At 63.1% G+C, this 17,163-nt stretch carries 25 protein-coding genes; 9 read left to right on the top strand and 16 right to left on the bottom strand.

Features of this window, described 5'->3' with window-relative positions:
* Positions 1–16: 16 nt before the first annotated feature.
* Entirely contained in the window at positions 17–658 is a 642-nt protein-coding gene (locus tag ACZ5Y5_RS00720; RefSeq protein WP_464809312.1) for an HAD family hydrolase, read from the top strand.
* Here ACZ5Y5_RS00720 and pyk read toward each other — a convergent pair.
* Positions 642–2,093, bottom strand: a complete 1,452-nt coding sequence (gene pyk / locus ACZ5Y5_RS00715; protein ID WP_464809311.1) for a pyruvate kinase — start codon at positions 2,091–2,093, stop codon at positions 642–644. The genes ACZ5Y5_RS00720 and pyk overlap by 17 nt on opposite strands.
* A 105-nt stretch (positions 2,094–2,198) precedes the next feature.
* Between pyk and ACZ5Y5_RS00710 the strand changes: the two genes are divergently transcribed.
* The 5 genes from ACZ5Y5_RS00710 (at position 2,199) to ruvC (ending at position 4,798) form a co-directional block, all read left to right on the top strand.
* On the top strand, positions 2,199–2,498 hold the full coding sequence (locus ACZ5Y5_RS00710; RefSeq protein ID WP_464809310.1) for a DUF1244 domain-containing protein: 300 nt from the start codon (positions 2,199–2,201) through the stop codon (positions 2,496–2,498).
* 137 nt (positions 2,499–2,635) lie between these two features.
* A complete protein-coding gene (locus tag ACZ5Y5_RS00705; RefSeq protein WP_097090934.1) occupies positions 2,636–2,878 on the top strand; it encodes a DUF2312 domain-containing protein in 243 nt (80 codons plus the stop codon).
* Positions 2,879–2,972: 94 nt separating this feature from the next.
* Complete coding sequence (locus tag ACZ5Y5_RS00700; protein ID WP_464809309.1) at positions 2,973–3,299, top strand: heavy metal-binding domain-containing protein; 327 nt, start codon at positions 2,973–2,975, stop codon at positions 3,297–3,299.
* A 173-nt stretch (positions 3,300–3,472) separates the two neighbouring features.
* Entirely contained in the window at positions 3,473–4,216 is a 744-nt protein-coding gene (locus tag ACZ5Y5_RS00695) for a YebC/PmpR family DNA-binding transcriptional regulator (RefSeq protein WP_464809308.1), read from the top strand.
* Positions 4,217–4,306: 90 nt separating this feature from the next.
* Positions 4,307–4,798, top strand: a complete 492-nt coding sequence (ruvC, locus tag ACZ5Y5_RS00690) for a crossover junction endodeoxyribonuclease RuvC (RefSeq protein WP_464809307.1) — start codon at positions 4,307–4,309, stop codon at positions 4,796–4,798.
* A gap of 98 nt (positions 4,799–4,896) precedes the next feature.
* On the opposite strand, the gene ACZ5Y5_RS00685 is transcribed toward ruvC, so the two are convergent.
* The 5 genes from ACZ5Y5_RS00685 to ACZ5Y5_RS00665 form a co-directional block, all read right to left on the bottom strand.
* Entirely contained in the window at positions 4,897–5,181 is a 285-nt protein-coding gene (locus tag ACZ5Y5_RS00685) for a DUF2218 domain-containing protein (RefSeq protein WP_464809306.1), read from the bottom strand.
* Between the two features lies 1 nt (position 5,182).
* Positions 5,183–5,728, bottom strand: a complete 546-nt coding sequence (locus ACZ5Y5_RS00680; RefSeq protein ID WP_464809305.1) for a PadR family transcriptional regulator — start codon at positions 5,726–5,728, stop codon at positions 5,183–5,185.
* 199 nt (positions 5,729–5,927) lie between these two features.
* Positions 5,928–6,482, bottom strand: a complete 555-nt coding sequence (gene grpE / locus ACZ5Y5_RS00675) for a nucleotide exchange factor GrpE (RefSeq protein WP_464809304.1) — start codon at positions 6,480–6,482, stop codon at positions 5,928–5,930.
* Positions 6,479–7,522, bottom strand: coding sequence for a heat-inducible transcriptional repressor HrcA (hrcA, locus tag ACZ5Y5_RS00670; RefSeq protein ID WP_464809303.1), 1,044 nt, complete (start codon positions 7,520–7,522; stop codon positions 6,479–6,481). The genes grpE and hrcA overlap by 4 nt, the downstream gene beginning before the upstream one ends.
* 43 nt (positions 7,523–7,565) lie before the next feature.
* Positions 7,566–8,075, bottom strand: coding sequence for a DUF6438 domain-containing protein (locus ACZ5Y5_RS00665; RefSeq protein WP_464809302.1), 510 nt, complete (start codon positions 8,073–8,075; stop codon positions 7,566–7,568).
* Between the two features lie 97 nt (positions 8,076–8,172).
* Between ACZ5Y5_RS00665 and rph the strand changes: the two genes are divergently transcribed.
* Complete coding sequence (gene rph, locus ACZ5Y5_RS00660; protein ID WP_464809301.1) at positions 8,173–8,889, top strand: ribonuclease PH; 717 nt, start codon at positions 8,173–8,175, stop codon at positions 8,887–8,889.
* 94 nt (positions 8,890–8,983) lie between these two features.
* Positions 8,984–9,613 carry an RdgB/HAM1 family non-canonical purine NTP pyrophosphatase gene (gene rdgB, locus ACZ5Y5_RS00655; RefSeq protein WP_464809300.1) on the top strand — a complete coding sequence of 210 codons (630 nt, stop codon included), beginning with the start codon at positions 8,984–8,986 and terminating at the stop codon, positions 9,611–9,613.
* An 18-nt stretch (positions 9,614–9,631) separates the two neighbouring features.
* On the opposite strand, the gene ACZ5Y5_RS00650 is transcribed toward rdgB, so the two are convergent.
* Complete coding sequence (locus ACZ5Y5_RS00650) at positions 9,632–10,309, bottom strand: CAP domain-containing protein (protein WP_464809299.1); 678 nt, start codon at positions 10,307–10,309, stop codon at positions 9,632–9,634.
* Between the two features lie 43 nt (positions 10,310–10,352).
* Here ACZ5Y5_RS00650 and hemW point away from each other — a divergent pair, with 43 nt between their 5' ends.
* On the top strand, positions 10,353–11,483 hold the full coding sequence (gene hemW, locus ACZ5Y5_RS00645; protein ID WP_464809298.1) for a radical SAM family heme chaperone HemW: 1,131 nt from the start codon (positions 10,353–10,355) through the stop codon (positions 11,481–11,483).
* Positions 11,484–11,491: 8 nt separating this feature from the next.
* On the opposite strand, the gene grxD is transcribed toward hemW, so the two are convergent.
* From grxD to ACZ5Y5_RS00600, 9 genes are all read right to left on the bottom strand, one after another.
* Positions 11,492–11,824, bottom strand: coding sequence for a Grx4 family monothiol glutaredoxin (gene grxD / locus ACZ5Y5_RS00640; protein ID WP_464809297.1), 333 nt, complete (start codon positions 11,822–11,824; stop codon positions 11,492–11,494).
* Between the two features lie 61 nt (positions 11,825–11,885).
* Entirely contained in the window at positions 11,886–12,119 is a 234-nt protein-coding gene (locus ACZ5Y5_RS00635; RefSeq protein ID WP_464809296.1) for a BolA family protein, read from the bottom strand.
* Positions 12,120–12,137: 18 nt separating this feature from the next.
* Positions 12,138–12,461, bottom strand: coding sequence for a DUF1476 domain-containing protein (locus ACZ5Y5_RS00630; protein ID WP_464809295.1), 324 nt, complete (start codon positions 12,459–12,461; stop codon positions 12,138–12,140).
* Between the two features lie 57 nt (positions 12,462–12,518).
* Complete coding sequence (gene leuD / locus ACZ5Y5_RS00625) at positions 12,519–13,112, bottom strand: 3-isopropylmalate dehydratase small subunit (protein ID WP_464809294.1); 594 nt, start codon at positions 13,110–13,112, stop codon at positions 12,519–12,521.
* A 109-nt stretch (positions 13,113–13,221) separates the two neighbouring features.
* Positions 13,222–14,676, bottom strand: coding sequence for a 3-isopropylmalate dehydratase large subunit (gene leuC, locus ACZ5Y5_RS00620; RefSeq protein ID WP_464809293.1), 1,455 nt, complete (start codon positions 14,674–14,676; stop codon positions 13,222–13,224).
* A gap of 94 nt (positions 14,677–14,770) precedes the next feature.
* Positions 14,771–15,457, bottom strand: coding sequence for a glutathione S-transferase family protein (locus tag ACZ5Y5_RS00615; protein WP_464809292.1), 687 nt, complete (start codon positions 15,455–15,457; stop codon positions 14,771–14,773).
* An 81-nt stretch (positions 15,458–15,538) separates the two neighbouring features.
* Positions 15,539–15,913: a hypothetical protein gene (locus ACZ5Y5_RS00610; protein WP_464809291.1), complete on the bottom strand. Its 375-nt coding sequence runs from the start codon at positions 15,911–15,913 to the stop codon at positions 15,539–15,541.
* Positions 15,914–15,937: 24 nt separating this feature from the next.
* Positions 15,938–16,144, bottom strand: a complete 207-nt coding sequence (locus tag ACZ5Y5_RS00605) for a hypothetical protein (RefSeq protein WP_464809290.1) — start codon at positions 16,142–16,144, stop codon at positions 15,938–15,940.
* A 46-nt stretch (positions 16,145–16,190) separates the two neighbouring features.
* Positions 16,191–17,129 carry a right-handed parallel beta-helix repeat-containing protein gene (locus tag ACZ5Y5_RS00600; RefSeq protein WP_464809289.1) on the bottom strand — a complete coding sequence of 313 codons (939 nt, stop codon included), beginning with the start codon at positions 17,127–17,129 and terminating at the stop codon, positions 16,191–16,193.
* Between the last annotated feature and the right edge of the window lie 34 nt (positions 17,130–17,163).

The following is a 17,163-nucleotide window of genomic DNA, read 5'->3' as shown; positions in this document are numbered from 1 at the left end:
CCGCTTAAGCGATGCGATGACTAAAGGCTGCGGGGAGGTAGCCGCCGTCATCTTCGACGTCGGCAAGGTCCTCTACCATTGGGAGCCCCGGCTCCTCTACGAGCGCCTGATCGATGATGATCGGGCGCTCGACGCGTTTCTGCGCGATGTGGTCACCATGGACTGGCATGTCCAGCATGACAGGGGCCGACCCTTCGCCGAAACCAGTGCGGAACTCATCGCCCGCCATCCCGAGCATGAACCGCTGATCCGCCTCTGGGGCGAGCGTTTCATCGACAGCGTCCAGCCCGCCGTCACCGGCATGCCCGAACTGGTCCGCAACCTCCATCAGCGCGGCGTGCCGCTCTACGCCCTCACCAACTTCAGCGCCGAATTCTGGACGCCCTTCCACGCCCGTGAAGCCGCTCTCTTCGCGCACTTCCGCGACATACTGGTGTCCGGCGCGGAAAAGCTGGTTAAGCCCGACCCCGCCATTTACCGCCTCGCGCTCGACCGCTTCAGCCTCAGCGCGGAAGAAACGCTGTTCATCGACGACCGCGAAGAAAATATCGCGGCGGCCGAGGCGCTGGGCATCCACGGCCATCTGTTCCGCGATGCGCCAACGCTCCGCCGCGATCTCGTCGCGCGCGGGCTGCTGGACGCTATTCCCGCCCTTTAAGCTCGTCCCCGCGCACGGCCGCGACATGCAGCACATTGGTGGAGCCCGGCGTCCCGAACGGCACCCCCGCCAGCACGACGATCTTGCCGCCTTTCTGGGTCATGTCGTGCCGCAACGCCATGCGCCGCGCCTTGCCGACCATCTCTTCAAAGGTCCCGATATCCTTGGTCCGCACCGCATGCACGCCCCAGGTCAGCCCCAGCTTGCGCGCGGTATCGAGCCGCGGCGTCAGCGCCAGGATCGGCGTCAGCGGCCGCTCGCGCGCAACGCGCCGCACCGTGCTGCCCGATGAGGTGAAGCAGGTAATGGCGCTCGCCCCCACGACCGATACGATGCCCGCCGCGCCTTCGGCCAGCGCGTCGGCGGTGGTCGCATCCGGCTTGGTTTCGGTAAAGTGCAGCCGCGCGAAATAACCGGGGTCCCGCTCCACGCTATGCGCGATGCTGTCCATCATCGCCACCGCTTCCTCGGGCCAGTCGCCCGCCGCCGTTTCCGCCGACAGCATGATCGCGTCGGCCCCGTCATAAACGGCGGTGGCAACGTCCGACACTTCCGCCCGCGTCGGCGTCGGCGCCTTGATCATCGATTCGAGCATCTGCGTGGCGACGACCACCGGCCGCCCCATGCGCCGCGCAGTCGCCACGATCTGCTTCTGCAACGGCGGCACAGCCTGCGGCGGCAATTCCACGCCTAGGTCGCCGCGCGCCACCATGACGCCATCGGCCAGCTCGATAATCTCCTCCAGCCGCTGCACGGCGGCGGGCTTTTCGATCTTCGCCATCAGCGAACCATAGCCGCCCATCAGCTTGCGCGCCTCGGCGAGGTCCTCGGGCCGCTGCACGAAACTCAGCGCGATCCAATCACACCCCTGCTCGACCGCAAAGCTGAGGTCCCGCCGATCCTTCTCGGTCAGCGCAGGCACTGGCACCACCACATCAGGCACGTTCACGCCCTTGCGATTGGACAGCGTCCCGCCGACCTCGACGATGGTGTCGATGCGCCCACCCTCGACCTTCTTCACCCGCAGCACCAGCTTGCCATCGTCCAGCAACAGCCGGGTTTCCGGCACCAGCGCCTCATAAATCTCCGGGTGCGGCAGGTTGACGCGCTTGGCGTCGCCCGGCTTCTCGTCCCGGTCCAGCACGAAGGACGCGCCGGTTTCCAGCACGGCAAGCCCGCTCTTGAACGTCCCCACGCGCAGCTTTGGCCCCTGCAGGTCGCCCAAGATCGTGGTCGGCCGGCCGAATTCCTTCTCCAGCGCCCGGATGGTGGCGATCCGCGCCGCATGATCCTCATGCGCGCCGTGGCTCATGTTGATGCGGAAAGCGTCTGCCCCGGCGACGAAGAGCGCCCGAATCACTTCCGGGCTATCGCTCGCGGGGCCAAGGGTCGCGAGGATGCGGACCTTGCGCGAACGGGGCGGCAATTTCGTCATTCCAAATAGCTCCTGACCGTCATGGTCGCCTCCGGCTTGCCAGGGCGCCGTTTTCGATTATCCGTGCTGCACGACAGGATGATGTAGATCAGCGAAAGGATCGCCGTGGCCGACACCATACTCACAGATGCGGTTGCCGCAACCGCCTTCCGCCGCCTCATCGCGCATTTGCAGCATCGCACCGACGTTCAGAATATCGACCTGATGGGCACGGCAGGCTTCTGCCGCAACTGCCTGGCCGACTGGATCGCGCAAGCCGACGGGTCGCTCAGCCGCGAAGAAGCCCGCGAAATCATGCATGGCATGCCCTTTCCGGAATGGAAAAAGCGCCACCAGAGCGAAGCGACCCCCGAACAATTGGCAAAGATGCAGGAGAGTGTGGCGAAGAACGCCGACAACCATTAGGAGCATTTTCAAGTTGCCGCTGTGCGGTCAACGGCTTGGAAAATGCGGCATCAAAAAATCGAAGAGCGTTTTCACGCGAAGTGAAAATGCTCTAGAGGCGTGCGCCAACCGATTCACATTCTACCGGAGAATTGCACATGAGCGAGGGCAACGTCGCCGCCGATCAGCTACGCCTACTTATCGAGCGCATCGAGCGCCTCGAGGAAGAAAAGAAGGGCATCGGCGACGACATCAAGGACGTTTATCTGGAGGCAAAAGCCAACGGATACGACCCCAAGATCATGCGCCAGATCGTCCGCCTGCGCAAAATGCCCCAGCATGACCGGCAGGAAATGGAAGCTATCCTTCAGACCTACCTGTCCGCCCTGGGCATGGAATAACCTCCCGCTCCTCCCTTCGCGCTGAGCTTGTCGAAGCGCCTCTCTTTCTTCAAGACAGGCGCTTCGATCACTCAGGCAGACGCGGGAGAGAAGCATGTCCGAGATCATCGTCAGCACCACCAGCCGCCTGGAAGGGCGTCCGGCGAAGGAATATCTCGGCATCGTCACCGGGGAGGTGATCGTGGGCGCGAACCTCTTCCGCGACCTCTTCGCCAGCGTGCGCGACATCGTCGGCGGGCGCTCCGGCGCTCATGAGGATGTCCTCCAGCGCGCCCGCGAACAGGCTATCGGCGAAATGCGGATGCGCGCCGCCACGCTCGGCGCGAACGCTGTGGTGGGCGTCGACCTCGACTATGAAGTGCTGGGCTCCAACGGCTCCATGCTGATGGTTTCCGCCTCGGGCACGGCCATTCTCGTCTAATAGGGGCGTCCCGCTTCGTCATGCTGGACTCGTTTCAGCATACAAGATCCCCAGGCGCAGGCCTCACCGAGCAGGCGAGTACTCAACGCATCCACTCAACCTCAAAGTTGCACGACCGGGACGCGCCCGCTAGAGAGCGCGCTTCGGATCACAGACAAGTTTAGGAGCAGGCCGTGGCCGGCCATAGCAAATTCAAGAACATCATGCATCGCAAGGGCGCGCAGGACAAAAAGCGCTCGTCGATGTTCTCCAAGCTCAGCCGCGAAATCACCGTCGCGGCCAAGATGGGCATGCCCGACCCGGACATGAACCCCCGCCTCCGTCTCGCCGTCAACGCGGCCAAGGCGCAGTCCATGCCCAAGGACAATATCCAGCGCGCGATCGACAAGGCGATCGGCGGCGACACGGAAAATTACGAAGAAATCCGCTATGAAGGCTACGGCCCGGGCGGCGTCGCGATCATCGTCGAGGCGCTGACCGACAACCGCAACCGCACCGCCACCAACGTCCGCACCGCCTTTTCCAAAAATGGCGGCAATCTGGGCGCGTCCGGCGCGGTCAGCCACGGCTTCGACCGCATGGGCCTCATCACCTATCCGGCCAGCGCCGGCAATGCCGACGCGATCTTCGAAGCCGCTCTGGAAGCAGGCGCGGATGACGTGTCGTCCAACGAAGACGAACATGAAATCTGGACCGCCATGGACGCGCTCCACGAAGTCGCCAAGGTACTCGAAGCCAAGCTCGGCCCAGCCGAAGGGGCCAAGCTCGCCTGGAAGCCGCAGACCACAGTCGAAGTCGACGAAAGCAACGCCGCCACGCTCATGAAGCTGGTCGACACGCTGGAAGATGATGACGACGTCCAGACCGTCTGGGGCAATTATGAAGTCTCCGACGACGTCATGGAGAAGCTGGGTTAAGATGCTTCACCTCCGTTCGTGTCGAGCGAAGTGGAGAGACGGTAGCGCAAGCGCTTCTCGACTTCGCTTGAACCGAACGGATTTCCAGCCATGATCATCCTGGGCCTGGACCCCGGCCTCGGCACCACCGGCTGGGGCCTCATCGCCGCTGACGGCAACCGCCTGACCCACATCGCCAACGGTCAAATCAAGACCGACTCCGACATGGCGCTGGCCACGCGCCTGCTGGCGCTCGACCTCGCGCTGACCGACCTTATCCTCGAACATCAGCCGGGCGGCGCGGCGGTCGAGGAAGTGTTCGTCAACGTGAACCCCCAATCGACCCTGAAGCTCGGCCAGGCCCGCGGCGTGGTCCTGCTCGCCGCCTCGCGCTCCGGCATGGAAGTGGGCGAATATGCCGCGCGCCTCGTCAAAAAGTCGGTCGTCGGCGTCGGCAACGCGTCCAAGGACCAGGTTCACGCCATGGTCGCCCGCCTCCTCCCGGGCGCGAAGGTTGCAGGGCCGGACGCCTCCGACGCCCTGGCCGTCGCCATCACCCACGCCCATCACCTCGCCAGCGCCCGCCGCATCCCGCGCGCCTGACCTCTCCCCTGGCCATCCCAGCGCAAGCTGGGATCTCGTGCCGTCAAGCGCGACTCCTTTATAGCAGCCGAGATGCCAGCTTCCGCTGGCAGGACGACCTACGCAGCATGCCAATCAAACCGCAAAGGCGCTTCCCGAAACGCAAAGCGGTCGAGATGCTCCGCCACCACCTGCTTGAAACGCTCGACGTCAGCATCCTCCTGCGGCTCGATCGTGACGGTCAGCACATCCGCCCCAGCCGCCAGCCGGATCGGCCCCATGGGAAAGGCGATCACGCCCTTCTCCGCGTCGAACTCCGTCTCGAACTTATGCCCCCAATGTTTGCACAATTGCTGGAGGTAGCGGCTCCCTTGAGCCGTCGGCACATTCGCTGTCAAAATCATGTCAGAGCCTTTCAATCTTGCTCGCGGCCTCATCGATCAGGGACGCAACGTCGAACATCGTCTCCCGGTCCGCTCCTTCCCGTTCCAGCCGCGCCCGCACCGCGATCGACAGATTGTGCATTGCCCGCCGGATCGGCGCGCCGTCGACCTGCTCGGCCCGCTGCGCCAGCGACGTAAGCCGCTCCATCGCCTCATCGAGCGCCGCCCTGTTCTCCGTCAGATGCGCGCGGCCCGCGTCGCTGATCGCGAACAGCTTGCGGCTGCCCGCTCCCGGCTGCTCGTCAATCAGGCCCATGTCCGCCAGCAGCGTCAGCGTCGGGTACACCACACCCGGGCTCGGCGCATAAGCCTCACCCGACCGGCTCTCAATCTCGCGGATCAAGTCATATCCATGCCGCGGCGCTTCGCCCAGTAGTTGCAGCAGGATCAGCCGCAGCGCCTCATTGCTGAACAGCCGCCTGCGCCCTCCCCCGCCGCCACCGCCGCCCATCGGCGCATCGCCAAAGCGCCCACGCCCGCCGCCGCGCCCGCCATGATGCCCAGCCATAGCCGCAAAGCGCCCATGATGCCCCCGGCTGCATTCAGATCTAAAAAAGTGCATAAACCTATTCTCGTAGTTTCTAGATACACTACGATATATCTTAAATGCGCTGAAAATCAAGAGCGCGTTCTTCTCGCCATTTCCTTCATTAAAAAGCCCCTCCGGCCCACGGACCGGAGGGGGTAAAACGCCCAGGGAAATTCGGTTAGTCAGGCTTCCTCGCCACACTCACCAGAGCAGGCCGAAGCAGCCGGTCCTTGATCGTATAACCCGGCTGCATTTCGATCATCACCGTCCCCGGTTCAACCTCATCAGACGGCACTTCCATCATCGCTTGATGCTTGTTAGGGTCGAGCGGCTGCCCGACCGAAACCATCTTCTCGATGCCGTTCCGCCCAAACACGCTGTCCAGCTCCCGGCCCGTAGCTTCAAGCCCGGCGACCAGTCCCTTGAACTTCTCGTCCTCCCGCAACTCCGGTGGAATGGCCTGCAGCGCCCGTCCCAGATTGTCCGCGACCGACAGCATGTCCCGGGCAAAGGAAGTCGCGGCATAGGAGCGCGCGTCAGCCAGCTCCTTTTCCAGCCGCCGCCGGACATTCTGCGTCTCGGCATGGGCGTAAAGCACCTCCTGCTTCGCCGCCGCCAACTCGCCTTCCAGAGCAGCAACGCGCTCCGCCGCCGCATCGCCCGCAGGCGCTGCATCTTCGGGCAGTTCGTCAACGACTTCGGTATTTTCGATATTCAGCTTGTCTTCACTCATCTCATCAATCTCGATAGCGTCTGCGCGGTGAAGTCCACCATGGGGATCACCCGCGCATAGTTCAAGCGTGTGGGGCCAATCACCCCGACCACGCCGACGACGCGGCCATCGCCGCCCCTGTAGGGCGCGGCTATGACCGAAGAACCGGACAGGGAAAAGAGCTTGTTTTCCGAGCCGATAAAGATTTTGGTGGCGCTCCCGGCCAGCGCGCTTTCCAGCAGGCGGGAAATCTCCTGCTTGCCTTCCAATTCGTCCAGCAACTGCCGCACCCGCTCCAGGTCCGCCGCCGTGCCGTCGTCCAGCAGATGCGCCTGACCCCGAACAATCAGCACCGGACGATCGTCCGCGTCATGTGACCAGACGGCGATGCCCCGTTCGACCAGTTCGCGCGCCGCCCCCTGAAGCGCGCTCCGCTCACTTTCCATCTCGCGACGCAGCGCCTCTCCCGCTTCCCTCAGCGTCATGCCGGCAAAGCGGGCGGACATGAAGTTGGCAGCCTCATTCAACATCACCGGCGTCACACCCTGCGGCATGTCGAGCACGCGGTTCTCCACCGATCCGTCCTGCCCCACCAGCACGGCGAGCGCCTGCCGCTCATTCAGCGGCACGAAGCCGAACTGGCGCAACACCGGCTCCCGCTTGGGCACCATCACGATGCCCGCACAGGCCGACAGTCCGGAAAGCGCCGCAGTCGCCGCCGAAAGCGCCTCCTCGATTGGGCCGCCTTCGGCAATGCCAGCTTCGATTGCGCGCCGTTCCTCCGCGGAAGGCTCCGCCGCCTGCATCATACCATCGACAAAGAGGCGTAGGCCCGTCTCGGTCGGCATCCGACCTGCCGAAGTATGAGGCGCGGCGAGCAGGCCCAGCTCCTCCAAGTCCTGCATGACATTGCGGATGGAGGCTGGCGAAAGGCTGAGCGTCGCCAGTTTGCTGATGGTGCGCGAACCTACAGGCAATCCGGTGCCGAGATAGCTCTCGACCACCAGGCGGAATACATCGCGCGCCCTATCGTTGAGTTCAGTGACCGGTGTGACCGCCATGGCCCTCTATCTAGGCAAGCACCGGCCCGCACTCAAGCCGCGCTTAACGGCTGGGCGCGGGCTTCACCATCGCGCTGATGTCCAGCATCTTGGGAATGGTCGCTATCGTCGCCCGCAGCTTGCCATAAGCAGGGTCCATGCAACCTGACTGGAATTCCAGACGGGTCGCGGGCCGATCGCCCCGGGTCCATTCGATCGTGTAGGCAGGCATGTCGGTCGCAAAGCGCGTGCAATTCTCACCATGGGCTATGCGTTTGACGGTCCCGGCGGGAGGCCGAAATTGCGCCAGCGCCGAGCGGAAACGGCGATATTGAAGAGGCGAGACGGTAAAGCGCGTTGCGCCAGGCACGGCCGTAAACCGCTCCGGCTCCAGCAGCCCTGATCCATCCGGCGTAACTTGCAGGCTGTAGCTGGGGCATGCGCCGAAGCATGGCCCCGCCGAAAAGCGGATCGTGTCGCCTGCGGCCAGGGGCTTTTCCAGCTCCGGCCTTTCCCCCGTGCAACCCGCCGTCAGGGCAGCGCCCACCAAAATCATCATCCATCGCAACTGCATGCCTGGCTTCCTATCATCTTTCCGGCGTATCGCCACTGGCATGACGCCACGCCCGGCGCTAAGCCCCATCGACTGATCGCTTCGGAGAAAGAATTTTATGCGTCCTTCCGGCCGCGCGCCCGACCAGATGCGCGACATCACCATGGAACCCGGCTTCACCATCCATGCCGAGGGGAGCTGCCTCGTCAGCTTCGGCGACACGCGGGTGCTGTGCACTGCGTCGGTCGAGGAAAAGGTTCCACCCTTCCTGCGCGGCAAGGGGTCGGGCTGGGTAACGGCCGAATATGGCATGCTTCCCCGGGCCACCCACACGCGCGGCAGCCGTGAGGCGGCCAAGGGCAAGCAGTCGGGCCGCACCCAGGAAATCCAGCGGCTAATCGGTCGCTCGCTCCGCACCGTGGTCGATTTGAAGAAGCTGGGCGAGCGCCAGATCGTCGTCGATTGCGACGTCATTCAGGCCGATGGCGGCACCCGCACCGCCGCCATCTCGGGCAGTTGGGTCGCCCTGCGCATCGCCATCGACAAGCTGCTGGCGTCCGGCGCACTCACCGAAGACCCGATCGTGCAGAAGGTCGCGGCGATCAGCTGCGGCATCTACAATGGCACGCCCGTCCTCGACCTGGATTATGCCGAAGACAGCAATGCCGAAACGGACGCCAACCTGATCCTTACTGGAGACGGCAAGTTCGCCGAAGTCCAGGCCACTGCCGAAGGCGCGGCCTATGACGAGGAAGAACTGCTGCGCCTGCTGCGCCTTGCCCGCATCGGTTGCGCACAGATTTTCGCGGCGCAGGACAAGGCGACCGGGCGCTAAGCCACATCCGTTCGTTTCGAGCAGGTCGAGAAACGCGTGCCCCACGTTACGCGCGTCTCGACAGGTTCGAAGCGAACGGCAATAAGGTACAAAGATGAGCGACGACTTCGGACAGGAACAGGCGATCCGCAAGCTGGGACCCGGCAAGCTGGTGATCGCGAGTCACAATCCCGGCAAGGTTCGGGAGATCGGCGAATTGCTCGCGCCCTATGGCATAGAAACCGTGTCAGCGGCCGCGCTGGACCTACCGGAACCTGAAGAAACCGGCACCACCTTCATCGCCAATGCAGAGCTGAAGGCGATGCAGGCGGCCGACCTTTCCGGCCTGCCCGCGCTGGCGGACGACAGCGGCCTCTGTGTCGAAGCCTTGAACGGCGACCCTGGCATCTTCTCCGCCCGTTGGGCTGGAGAAACGAAGGATTTCAGCATAGCGATGCGGCTGGTCTGGGACGCGATCGAAGCCAAGGGACCGGGCGCGGGACATGGCGCGCATTTCATCTGCGCCTTGGCCTTGGCGTGGCCCGACGGGCATGTCGAAGCGTTTGAAGGCCGCGTTGATGGAACGATCGCCTGGCCGCCACGCGGCGACAAGGGCTTTGGTTATGACCCGATCTTTCAGCCGCTTGGTCACGCCATCACCTTTGGCGAGATGGACCCCGCGAAAAAACATGCGATGAGCCACCGCGCCGACGCTTTCGCGCAGTTGGTCTCGACCGTCTTCTAAAAACAGCAGGTGGGGCGTCTATTCGCCCCCACCTGCAAAGAGCGGCCCGCGAGGGTTGTCTTCCGCGTCGAGTGGCCCCTTGCCGAATTCGTTACCGGCGGGGAAATAGCGGCAGACGAGATATTCATAATTCTGTCCATCGGCGAGCGCGCAGCCGACCTTGCGAGTGCCGCGCCAGATCATCTGCGTATAATGGCCGACATCAGCCCAGCGCCCCGATGTGCTGATATTGGGCAGCTTGCCGCCTCGACGGAATAGCCGCTTCTCCTCAAGGAACGCGCCGATCATCACCTCATACTCGTAAAGTCGGCGCGGCCCCATCCAAAGGTTCTCGCCGCTTGGGATAGAGCGCGATGCTCGCGGCGAATGTTGGAAGCGATTGGTGACCGCCATCTGACGGGCGTAGCGCGCTGCATCCTGCGCCAGCGCCGCATCCCAGGCGAGTGCCGGAAGGCCCAGCGATTCCCGCTCATCATTGTGCATGCCCAGAACGACATCGCGGAGCAGCCCGTCGTCGCGCTCCGCCTCGTCCATGCCATAATAAGCGGCCGGCATGACGGTTTGCGTCGTTGCCGTCCGCCGCGCTGGCGCTGCTGCGATGCTGCCAGTCCCCACAAAGCCTGGAATAGCTAGTATGGCTGCCGCCGCGATCGCTGGCCGCGCAGCCCAAAGCCGTCTAAAGACGCCCCCAATCATGCCCCTGTCCCCGCTCGAGTCCCCCGCGCCTGCGCCCGAACCTATGGCCCTATATGTGCATTGGCCATTTTGTGTTTCAAAATGTCCCTACTGCGATTTTAACAGTCACGTCCGGGCCGCCATCGATACCGACGCGTGGCGCGATGCGCTGCTAAACGATCTGGCCCATGAAGCGGCGCTGAACAGGGGACGCCCGCTCTCCTCGATCTTCTTCGGTGGGGGCACGCCATCGCTGATGCCGCCGGCCATTGTTGCGGGCATCGTCGATGCGGCAGCGGGCTACTGGCAGCCGACGAGCGACATGGAAATCACGCTGGAGGCCAACCCGAGTTCGGTGGAGGCTGCACGCTTCGCTGATCTGGCGAGCGCGGGCGTCAACCGCGTATCGCTCGGCATTCAGGCGCTCAACGATCAGGCCCTGCATTTCCTCGGCAGGGCTCATGATGTGGCAGAAGGGCTCGCTGCCTTGGACGTCGCCCAATCCGTTTTCGACCGGGTGAATTTCGACCTCATCTACGCGCGGCCGGACCAGAGCGAAGCCGAGTGGGAGGCGGAACTGGCCCGGGGTCTTGCCTTCGGCACCGATCATCTCTCACTCTACCAGCTGACGATCGAACCTGGCACCCGTTTCGCTACCCTTGTCGCTCAGGGCAAGATGACCCCCGCCGACCCCGATCATGCGGCTACGCTCTACGAGCAGACCCAGGCCATGACCCAGGCGGCGGGGCTGCCCGCCTATGAAATCAGCAACCATGCCAAGCCAGGGCAGGAGAGCCGGCACAATCTCACCTATTGGCGGTACGGCAGTTATGCGGGAATCGGCCCTGGCGCCCACGGCCGCCGTGGGGGTTTGGCGACGCTGCGCCACAAAAAGCCGGAAAACTGGATGGCGGCTGTGCTCCGTAACGGCCATGGCCTGCAAAGCGAGGAACCGCTCGCGCCGGCCGATCGCGCTCGAGAGGCGCTGATCATGGGGCTGCGCCTTGCGGAGGGCGTTGATCTCCAGCGGATTTCCAAGATGTCAGGATTGGAACCTGACATGCTCGTCGATCATGAGGCGGTCATCCGCCTGACAAAACTGGACCTGCTAGAGCGCGACACCCAAAGGCTGCGCCTTACGCCAGCAGCGATGCTGCTACTCGATGCGATTCTTCCGGAGATTGTCCGGATCTAGGATCGCCCTCAGTTGGCCGAAGCCACACCCTCATCCGCCATAAGCTGCTGAAGCTCACCCGCCTCATACATTTCCATCATGATGTCGCTGCCGCCGACAAATTCGCCTTTCACATAGAGCTGCGGAATGGTCGGCCAGTCTGAAAAAGCCTTGATGCCCTGACGGACCAACTGGTCCTGTAACACATCGACGCTTTCATAGGCGACGCCCAGATGGTCGAGGATGGCGACGGCGCGGCTGGAAAATCCGCATTGCGGGAACAGGGGCGTCCCCTTCATGAAAAGCACCACGTCATTGCTGTTCACGATATCGGCGATCCGCTGCTGCACGGCGTCGGTCATGGGTCGGTCCAGTCCTCTAAGGCGCCGGTGAATGGCTGCGGCGCATGAAAATCGTAAGCGGTTAGTTGGGAACGGCGGTGGTCAGTTGCAAGGCGTGAAGCACGCCGCCCATACGGCCGCCCAGCGCGGCATAAACGGCGCGTTGCTGCGCCACCCGGTTCATGCCCCGGAAGCTTTCCGACACCACTCGCGCGGCATAATGATCGCCATCGCCAGCAAGGTCGGTAATCTCTACCTCAGCGTCCGGAATGGCCGCCCGGATCATGTCCGCAATTTCATCGGCAGCCATCGGCATGAGAAAGGTCCGTCCTGCTTACTGGGCTTCAATGAAGTGGCGGCGAGCGATCACCTGCTGCTCTTCCAGAGCGGCGCGAACGCCCGCCTCGTCGATGTCGACGCCAGCCTGTGTCATGTCGCCCACCAGCTTGCGGATCACGTCCTCATCGCCGGCTTCCTCAAAATCCGCCTGCACGACCGCCTTGGCATAAGCATCGGTCTCTTCCGGGGTCAGCCCCATCTTGGCTGCAGCCCATTCGCCCAGCAACCGGTTGCGCCGCGCCTGGATGCGGAACTGCATCTCCTGGTCGTGGGCAAACATATTTTCAAAGGCCTTCTCGCGGTCGTCGAAAGTCGTCATGCCTGTGCCCTGTAAAAAGAAGCTGGATTATCAGATGAAATAGGAAGATCGGGACGGTTACGCAACGGCGGGAACGAGCCAAGGCCGCAGACCGGCGTCCTTCGCCTCGAACTGACTGATCGTATCCGCCTGCCCCAGCGTCAGCCCGATCTCATCGAGCCCGCCAAGCAGGCAGTGCTTGCGGAACGGATCGATCTCGAACTGGAAGCGATCCTGAAACTGCGTGGTAACGGTCTGCTGCTCCAGATCGACGTGGATCGGATCGGTCTTGGCGACTTCCATCAGCCGGTCGATCGCCTCCTGCGGCAGGACCACCGTCAATATGCCGTTCTTGAACGCGTTGCCGGAAAAGATGTCCGAAAAGCTGGGCGCGATCACGACCTTGATGCCAAGGTCGGCCAAGGCCCAGGCCGCATGCTCACGGCTCGACCCGCAGCCGAAATTATCGCCCGCGATCAAGATGGGGCTACCGGCATATTCCGGATCGTCGAAGACATTGCCGGGCTCTTTGCGCAGCACCTCAAAGGCGCCCTTGCCAAGCCCCGCCCGCGATATGGTCTTTAGCCAATGGGCTGGGATGACGATGTCCGTATCGACATTCTTCATCCCGAACGGATAGGCTCGCCCGTCAACGATAGTCAGCTTTTCCATCAATTCGCCTGCTTGTTCTCCAGGCGGCGCGTATCTTCCGCCCGCCCGAGGGTCGCCGCCATCGCAGCACTGGCCAGCGCACCGAGCGCCAGCAGCCAGAACACCTTCTTCATGCGACCACCTCTCCCTGTTTTTCGTTCAGCAATTCTCGCACGTCAGTGAGATGCCCCGTAATGGCGGCCGCAGCAGCCATGGCGGGAGACACAAGGTGGGTCCGCGATCCCGGGCCCTGGCGGCCCATGAAATTGCGGTTGCTGGTGGAAGCGCAACGCTCGCCTGCGGGCACCTTGTCAGGATTCATGCCGAGACAAGCCGAACAGCCTGGTTCGCGCCATTCGAACCCGGCATCCTTGAAGATACGGTCGAGCCCTTCGGCTTCGGCCTGCTGCTTGACGAGGCCCGATCCGGGCACGACCAGCGCCTGCTTGATACCGCCAGCGATGTGACGTCCCTTCAGCAGCGCAGCGGCGGCGCGCAGATCTTCGATGCGGCTGTTGGTACAGCTGCCGATGAAGATATGCTCGACCGACACATCCTCCATCCGCTGCCCGGCAGACAGGCCCATATAATCGAGGGACTTCTGCGCAGCGGCCCGCTTGGACGGATCGGCGAAGCTGTCAGGACTCGGTACGACGCCGGTGACCGGCACCACATCCTCAGGGCTGGTGCCCCAGGTCACATTGGGCACAATGTCCGCCGCGTCGATGACGACCGTCTTGTCGAACTGCGCCCCTTCGTCCGTACGCAGCGTCTTCCAATAGGCGACTGCCGCGTCCCATTCCGCGCCCTTCGGCGCCAACGGACGCCCCTTCAGATAGGCGAAGGTCTTCTCGTCAGGCGCGAACAATCCCGATCGCGCGCCAGCCTCGATCGACATGTTCGCGACCGTCAGCCTGCCCTCGATCGACATGTCCCGGAAGACAGACCCGCGATATTCCATGACATAGCCCGTGCCGCCGGCAGTGCCGATCCGGCCGCAGATCGCCAGCGCCACATCCTTGGGCGTGACGCCGAAGCCCAGTTCGCCCTCTACGACCACTTCCATGGTCTTCGACTGCTTCAAGAGCAGCGTCTGGGTGGCGAGCACATGTTCGACTTCGGACGTGCCGATGCCGAACGCCAGCGCGCCCAATGCGCCATGCGAGCTGGTGTGGCTGTCGCCGCAGACCAGCGTCGTGCCCGGCAAAGTGAAGCCCTGCTCCGGCCCAACGACATGAACGATACCCTGTTCGAGGTCGGCGTCACCGATCAGGCGCACGCCGAATTCCGGGGCGTTCCGCTCCAGCGCGGCGAGTTGCTGTGCGCTTTCGGGGTCGGCGATCGGGATGCGATTGCCTTGCGCATCCCGGCGGGGCGTGGTCGGCAGATTATGGTCCGGCACGGCGAGGGTCAGATCGGGGCGGCGCACTGGTCGGCCAGCCAGCCGAAGGCCCTCGAATGCCTGGGGGCTCGTCACCTCATGAACGAGGTGACGATCGATATAGATGAGGCAGGTTCCGTCGGGACGGCGTTCAACGACGTGCGCGTCCCAAATCTTCTCGTACAACGTGCGGGGCTTGACCATAACAGTCTCCCCCTAGACCCAGACGGGGTCCGGCGAAAGGGGGAAGGAAGCCAATATTTCCTGTTTCCGGAGATAGCGAGACTGCGACGGAGCTTTACGATGCGCGATCATCCTGGATGATGCGTCCTGCTGCACCCACCTCCGCCTCATGGCTTTCTTCGCGCCATGTCTCCGCCAGAGCAGCGGCTTCCCATTCCTGCATCGCGGGATGAACCAGTATATGATCGACCCATTTGCGTGCCACGGGGCCTACATCCAGGTCATAGGTCCGAACGCGGAAGGCGACGGGCGCGTAAAAGGCATCCGCAGCCGTGAACGCCGGTCCCGTGAGATAGGGTCCGCCGAATCGCCTCAGCCCCTCGCCCCACAACTCGGCCAGCCGCGCAATGTCGCGGTTGAGGTGCGGTGAAGGCAGGTCCCGTTCCACGCGCACCCCGACATTCATCGGACATTCGTTCCGCAGAGTCGAAAAGCCGCTGTGCATTTCGGCGACGGCGCATTGGGCAAAGGCGCGTGCGTCCTCATCCTGCGGCCAAACCCCAGCATGCCGATCGGCAAGATAAAGCGTGATGCCAAGCGAGTCCCAAGCCGTCCGGCTCCCGTCAATCAGCACAGGAACCTGCCCCGTGGGGGAGAAGGCGCGGAACGCGGCATAATTGACGCTCTGCGCGAACGGCTCGAGCCTATCCACGAATGGAATGCCGAGCGCCTTCATCAACACCCAGGGACGAAGCGACCAGCTCGAATAATTTCGATTGGCGGTGATGAGGGTGTAAGACATGGACGCTTCTCCTGCCCGGCCGGATTTCACAACTCTATAGAGCCGGAGGGGTGCGGAAAAGCTGGAACGGAGATGCAGGCGCTAGGCGGCTGCAAGCCACTCCAACGCCTCCTGTTCGGTATCGAAATAGCCATAGTTGCCGTCAGCCATCTGCAGCCGCTTGGTCTGCATCCGCAGGAGCATGGATGGGGACACAATGGCGATGCGGCCCGGTTTGGCCTCCCTGTTTGCATAGGAAATGCGGCTCAGCGCCTCACTGACCTCCAGCGTATGGATTTCGGTGCGGCAGGTGTTGAGCAGCGTATCGCAACCATCCTCGGCGACCGTGCCAATGTCGGCGATCGCCTGCGCAAACTTCTCGACTACCTGGAGATTCCAGAAACCATAGGTCGTGATTTTGATCAGCTTGCGGCTGCTGTCATAACTGACTTCGAAAAAGCCTTCCAACTTGCGCACATTCCCTCCTCAGCACGGAGGCAGTTATTCAGCCTCCCGCAAATCAAGCCAGGCGACCACGTCATTATCAGTGGCGATGAACAGCCCGTCCTGGATATCTTGCGGCTGCTGCTCCGCGATAAGCACAGCTTGGCTTAACGGGCCGTAAAAGAGGGTCGTCGCTGCGCCTCCCTCTTCAGAGTCGCTCAGGTGATAGAGGCGTACGGTGGCGGAATCATTAGTGCTGCGCATCGCCGCGTTATCGACCGGGACGGCGACTCGCGCAAGCTGAGGGCGCTCAGCGGCGGTCGGTCTGCTTGATCCCGCTCGCCAGGCGATTCGATCCGATTTTCACCACGTCATCGGTGAAATTGGCGACGAAGCTGCTGTTGCGCTGCAAGCCCGGCACGAAAGATGCGCTGTTGCCCGCGATCGACAGGCCGCTGCTGTCATGCTCCCGGCCTTCGGGCGCAACAGTGATGAAGGCGCTGTGATTATCCTTGTTCCGGCCCTGCACCATTTCGTTGCGGCTGATTTCACCGCTCGCGCCATTGGACAGGTCGATCATATAGTTGGTGAGGCGCCCGCCACTATCGTCGAAGCTGTTGTCGGTGATGGTGACGCGCGGCGTACGAGTCTTGAGATAATGGCCGCCATCGCCCTGATCGAAGCGAGAGCGGGTAACGGTGAGCTTGCCATAACGACCGATATAGATGCCGTGAGCGCAATCCAGATCACGGTCGCAGCGGCCAAGATGGCGAAATGTCGATTTATCGATGGTGACGCGGTTGCCCGGCGCGTCCCCGCTCAATATGCCTTCTTCGCTGTTGCGGAACAGGCTGTTCGTGACCGTCAGATCGCCGCTTTCCAATCTTATGCCCGCCCCATTGCCGTCGGGCACGCGCACATTCTGGAAGATGACGCCATCGACACTGCTCGACCGGCCGCGCAAGACAAGGGCGGCCTTACCCTCGCAGGCCACGCCATTGAGGATCGCGCTGCCGGGCGTTTGCGCGCGGAAGGCGACATCTCCTGCCTCCTGCACAGCGCATTGGGCATAGGTCCCCGGCGCGATCAGCACCGTACCCTTTCCGCTGCCGATGGCCGCCACGGCATCCTTGAGCGAGCCAAAGCTCCGCCCGCTTTCCGCCAAGGTAAAGGGAGTGGGCGTGCCTTGCGCCAAGGCAGCCGCTCCGGCGGCCGCAAAGACGAGCAGCGTGGTGGATAAGAAACGCATATCGAAAGTCATAGGCGCACCCAGCCCTCCGTCC

It is taken from the genome of Sphingobium sp. TomTYG65, from assembly GCF_055395525.1.
The sequence above is the reverse complement of the archived record's forward strand: the minus strand, read 5'-3'. Positions and strand labels throughout refer to the sequence as shown.

What these genes read in the sequence shown, in the direction of transcription:
- ACZ5Y5_RS00720 (WP_464809312.1), top strand. Translation starts at nt 17, where the DNA reads ATGACTAAAGGCTGCGGGGAGGTAGCCGCCGTCATCTTCGACGTCGGC.
- pyk (WP_464809311.1), bottom strand. Translation starts at nt 2,093, where the DNA reads ATGACGAAATTGCCGCCCCGTTCGCGCAAGGTCCGCATCCTCGCGACC.
- ACZ5Y5_RS00705 (WP_097090934.1), top strand. Translation starts at nt 2,636, where the DNA reads ATGAGCGAGGGCAACGTCGCCGCCGATCAGCTACGCCTACTTATCGAG.
- ACZ5Y5_RS00700 (WP_464809309.1), top strand. Translation starts at nt 2,973, where the DNA reads ATGTCCGAGATCATCGTCAGCACCACCAGCCGCCTGGAAGGGCGTCCG.
- ruvC (WP_464809307.1), top strand. Translation starts at nt 4,307, where the DNA reads ATGATCATCCTGGGCCTGGACCCCGGCCTCGGCACCACCGGCTGGGGC.
- ACZ5Y5_RS00685 (WP_464809306.1), bottom strand. Translation starts at nt 5,181, where the DNA reads ATGATTTTGACAGCGAATGTGCCGACGGCTCAAGGGAGCCGCTACCTC.
- ACZ5Y5_RS00680 (WP_464809305.1), bottom strand. Translation starts at nt 5,728, where the DNA reads ATGGCTGGGCATCATGGCGGGCGCGGCGGCGGGCGTGGGCGCTTTGGC.
- grpE (WP_464809304.1), bottom strand. Translation starts at nt 6,482, where the DNA reads ATGAGTGAAGACAAGCTGAATATCGAAAATACCGAAGTCGTTGACGAA.
- hrcA (WP_464809303.1), bottom strand. Translation starts at nt 7,522, where the DNA reads ATGGCGGTCACACCGGTCACTGAACTCAACGATAGGGCGCGCGATGTA.
- ACZ5Y5_RS00665 (WP_464809302.1), bottom strand. Translation starts at nt 8,075, where the DNA reads ATGCAGTTGCGATGGATGATGATTTTGGTGGGCGCTGCCCTGACGGCG.
- rph (WP_464809301.1), top strand. Translation starts at nt 8,173, where the DNA reads ATGCGTCCTTCCGGCCGCGCGCCCGACCAGATGCGCGACATCACCATG.
- rdgB (WP_464809300.1), top strand. Translation starts at nt 8,984, where the DNA reads ATGAGCGACGACTTCGGACAGGAACAGGCGATCCGCAAGCTGGGACCC.
- ACZ5Y5_RS00650 (WP_464809299.1), bottom strand. Translation starts at nt 10,309, where the DNA reads ATGATTGGGGGCGTCTTTAGACGGCTTTGGGCTGCGCGGCCAGCGATC.
- hemW (WP_464809298.1), top strand. Translation starts at nt 10,353, where the DNA reads ATGGCCCTATATGTGCATTGGCCATTTTGTGTTTCAAAATGTCCCTAC.
- grxD (WP_464809297.1), bottom strand. Translation starts at nt 11,824, where the DNA reads ATGACCGACGCCGTGCAGCAGCGGATCGCCGATATCGTGAACAGCAAT.
- ACZ5Y5_RS00635 (WP_464809296.1), bottom strand. Translation starts at nt 12,119, where the DNA reads ATGCCGATGGCTGCCGATGAAATTGCGGACATGATCCGGGCGGCCATT.
- ACZ5Y5_RS00630 (WP_464809295.1), bottom strand. Translation starts at nt 12,461, where the DNA reads ATGACGACTTTCGACGACCGCGAGAAGGCCTTTGAAAATATGTTTGCC.
- leuD (WP_464809294.1), bottom strand. Translation starts at nt 13,112, where the DNA reads ATGGAAAAGCTGACTATCGTTGACGGGCGAGCCTATCCGTTCGGGATG.
- leuC (WP_464809293.1), bottom strand. Translation starts at nt 14,676, where the DNA reads ATGGTCAAGCCCCGCACGTTGTACGAGAAGATTTGGGACGCGCACGTC.
- ACZ5Y5_RS00615 (WP_464809292.1), bottom strand. Translation starts at nt 15,457, where the DNA reads ATGTCTTACACCCTCATCACCGCCAATCGAAATTATTCGAGCTGGTCG.
- ACZ5Y5_RS00605 (WP_464809290.1), bottom strand. Translation starts at nt 16,144, where the DNA reads ATGCGCAGCACTAATGATTCCGCCACCGTACGCCTCTATCACCTGAGC.
- ACZ5Y5_RS00600 (WP_464809289.1), bottom strand. Translation starts at nt 17,129, where the DNA reads ATGCGTTTCTTATCCACCACGCTGCTCGTCTTTGCGGCCGCCGGAGCG.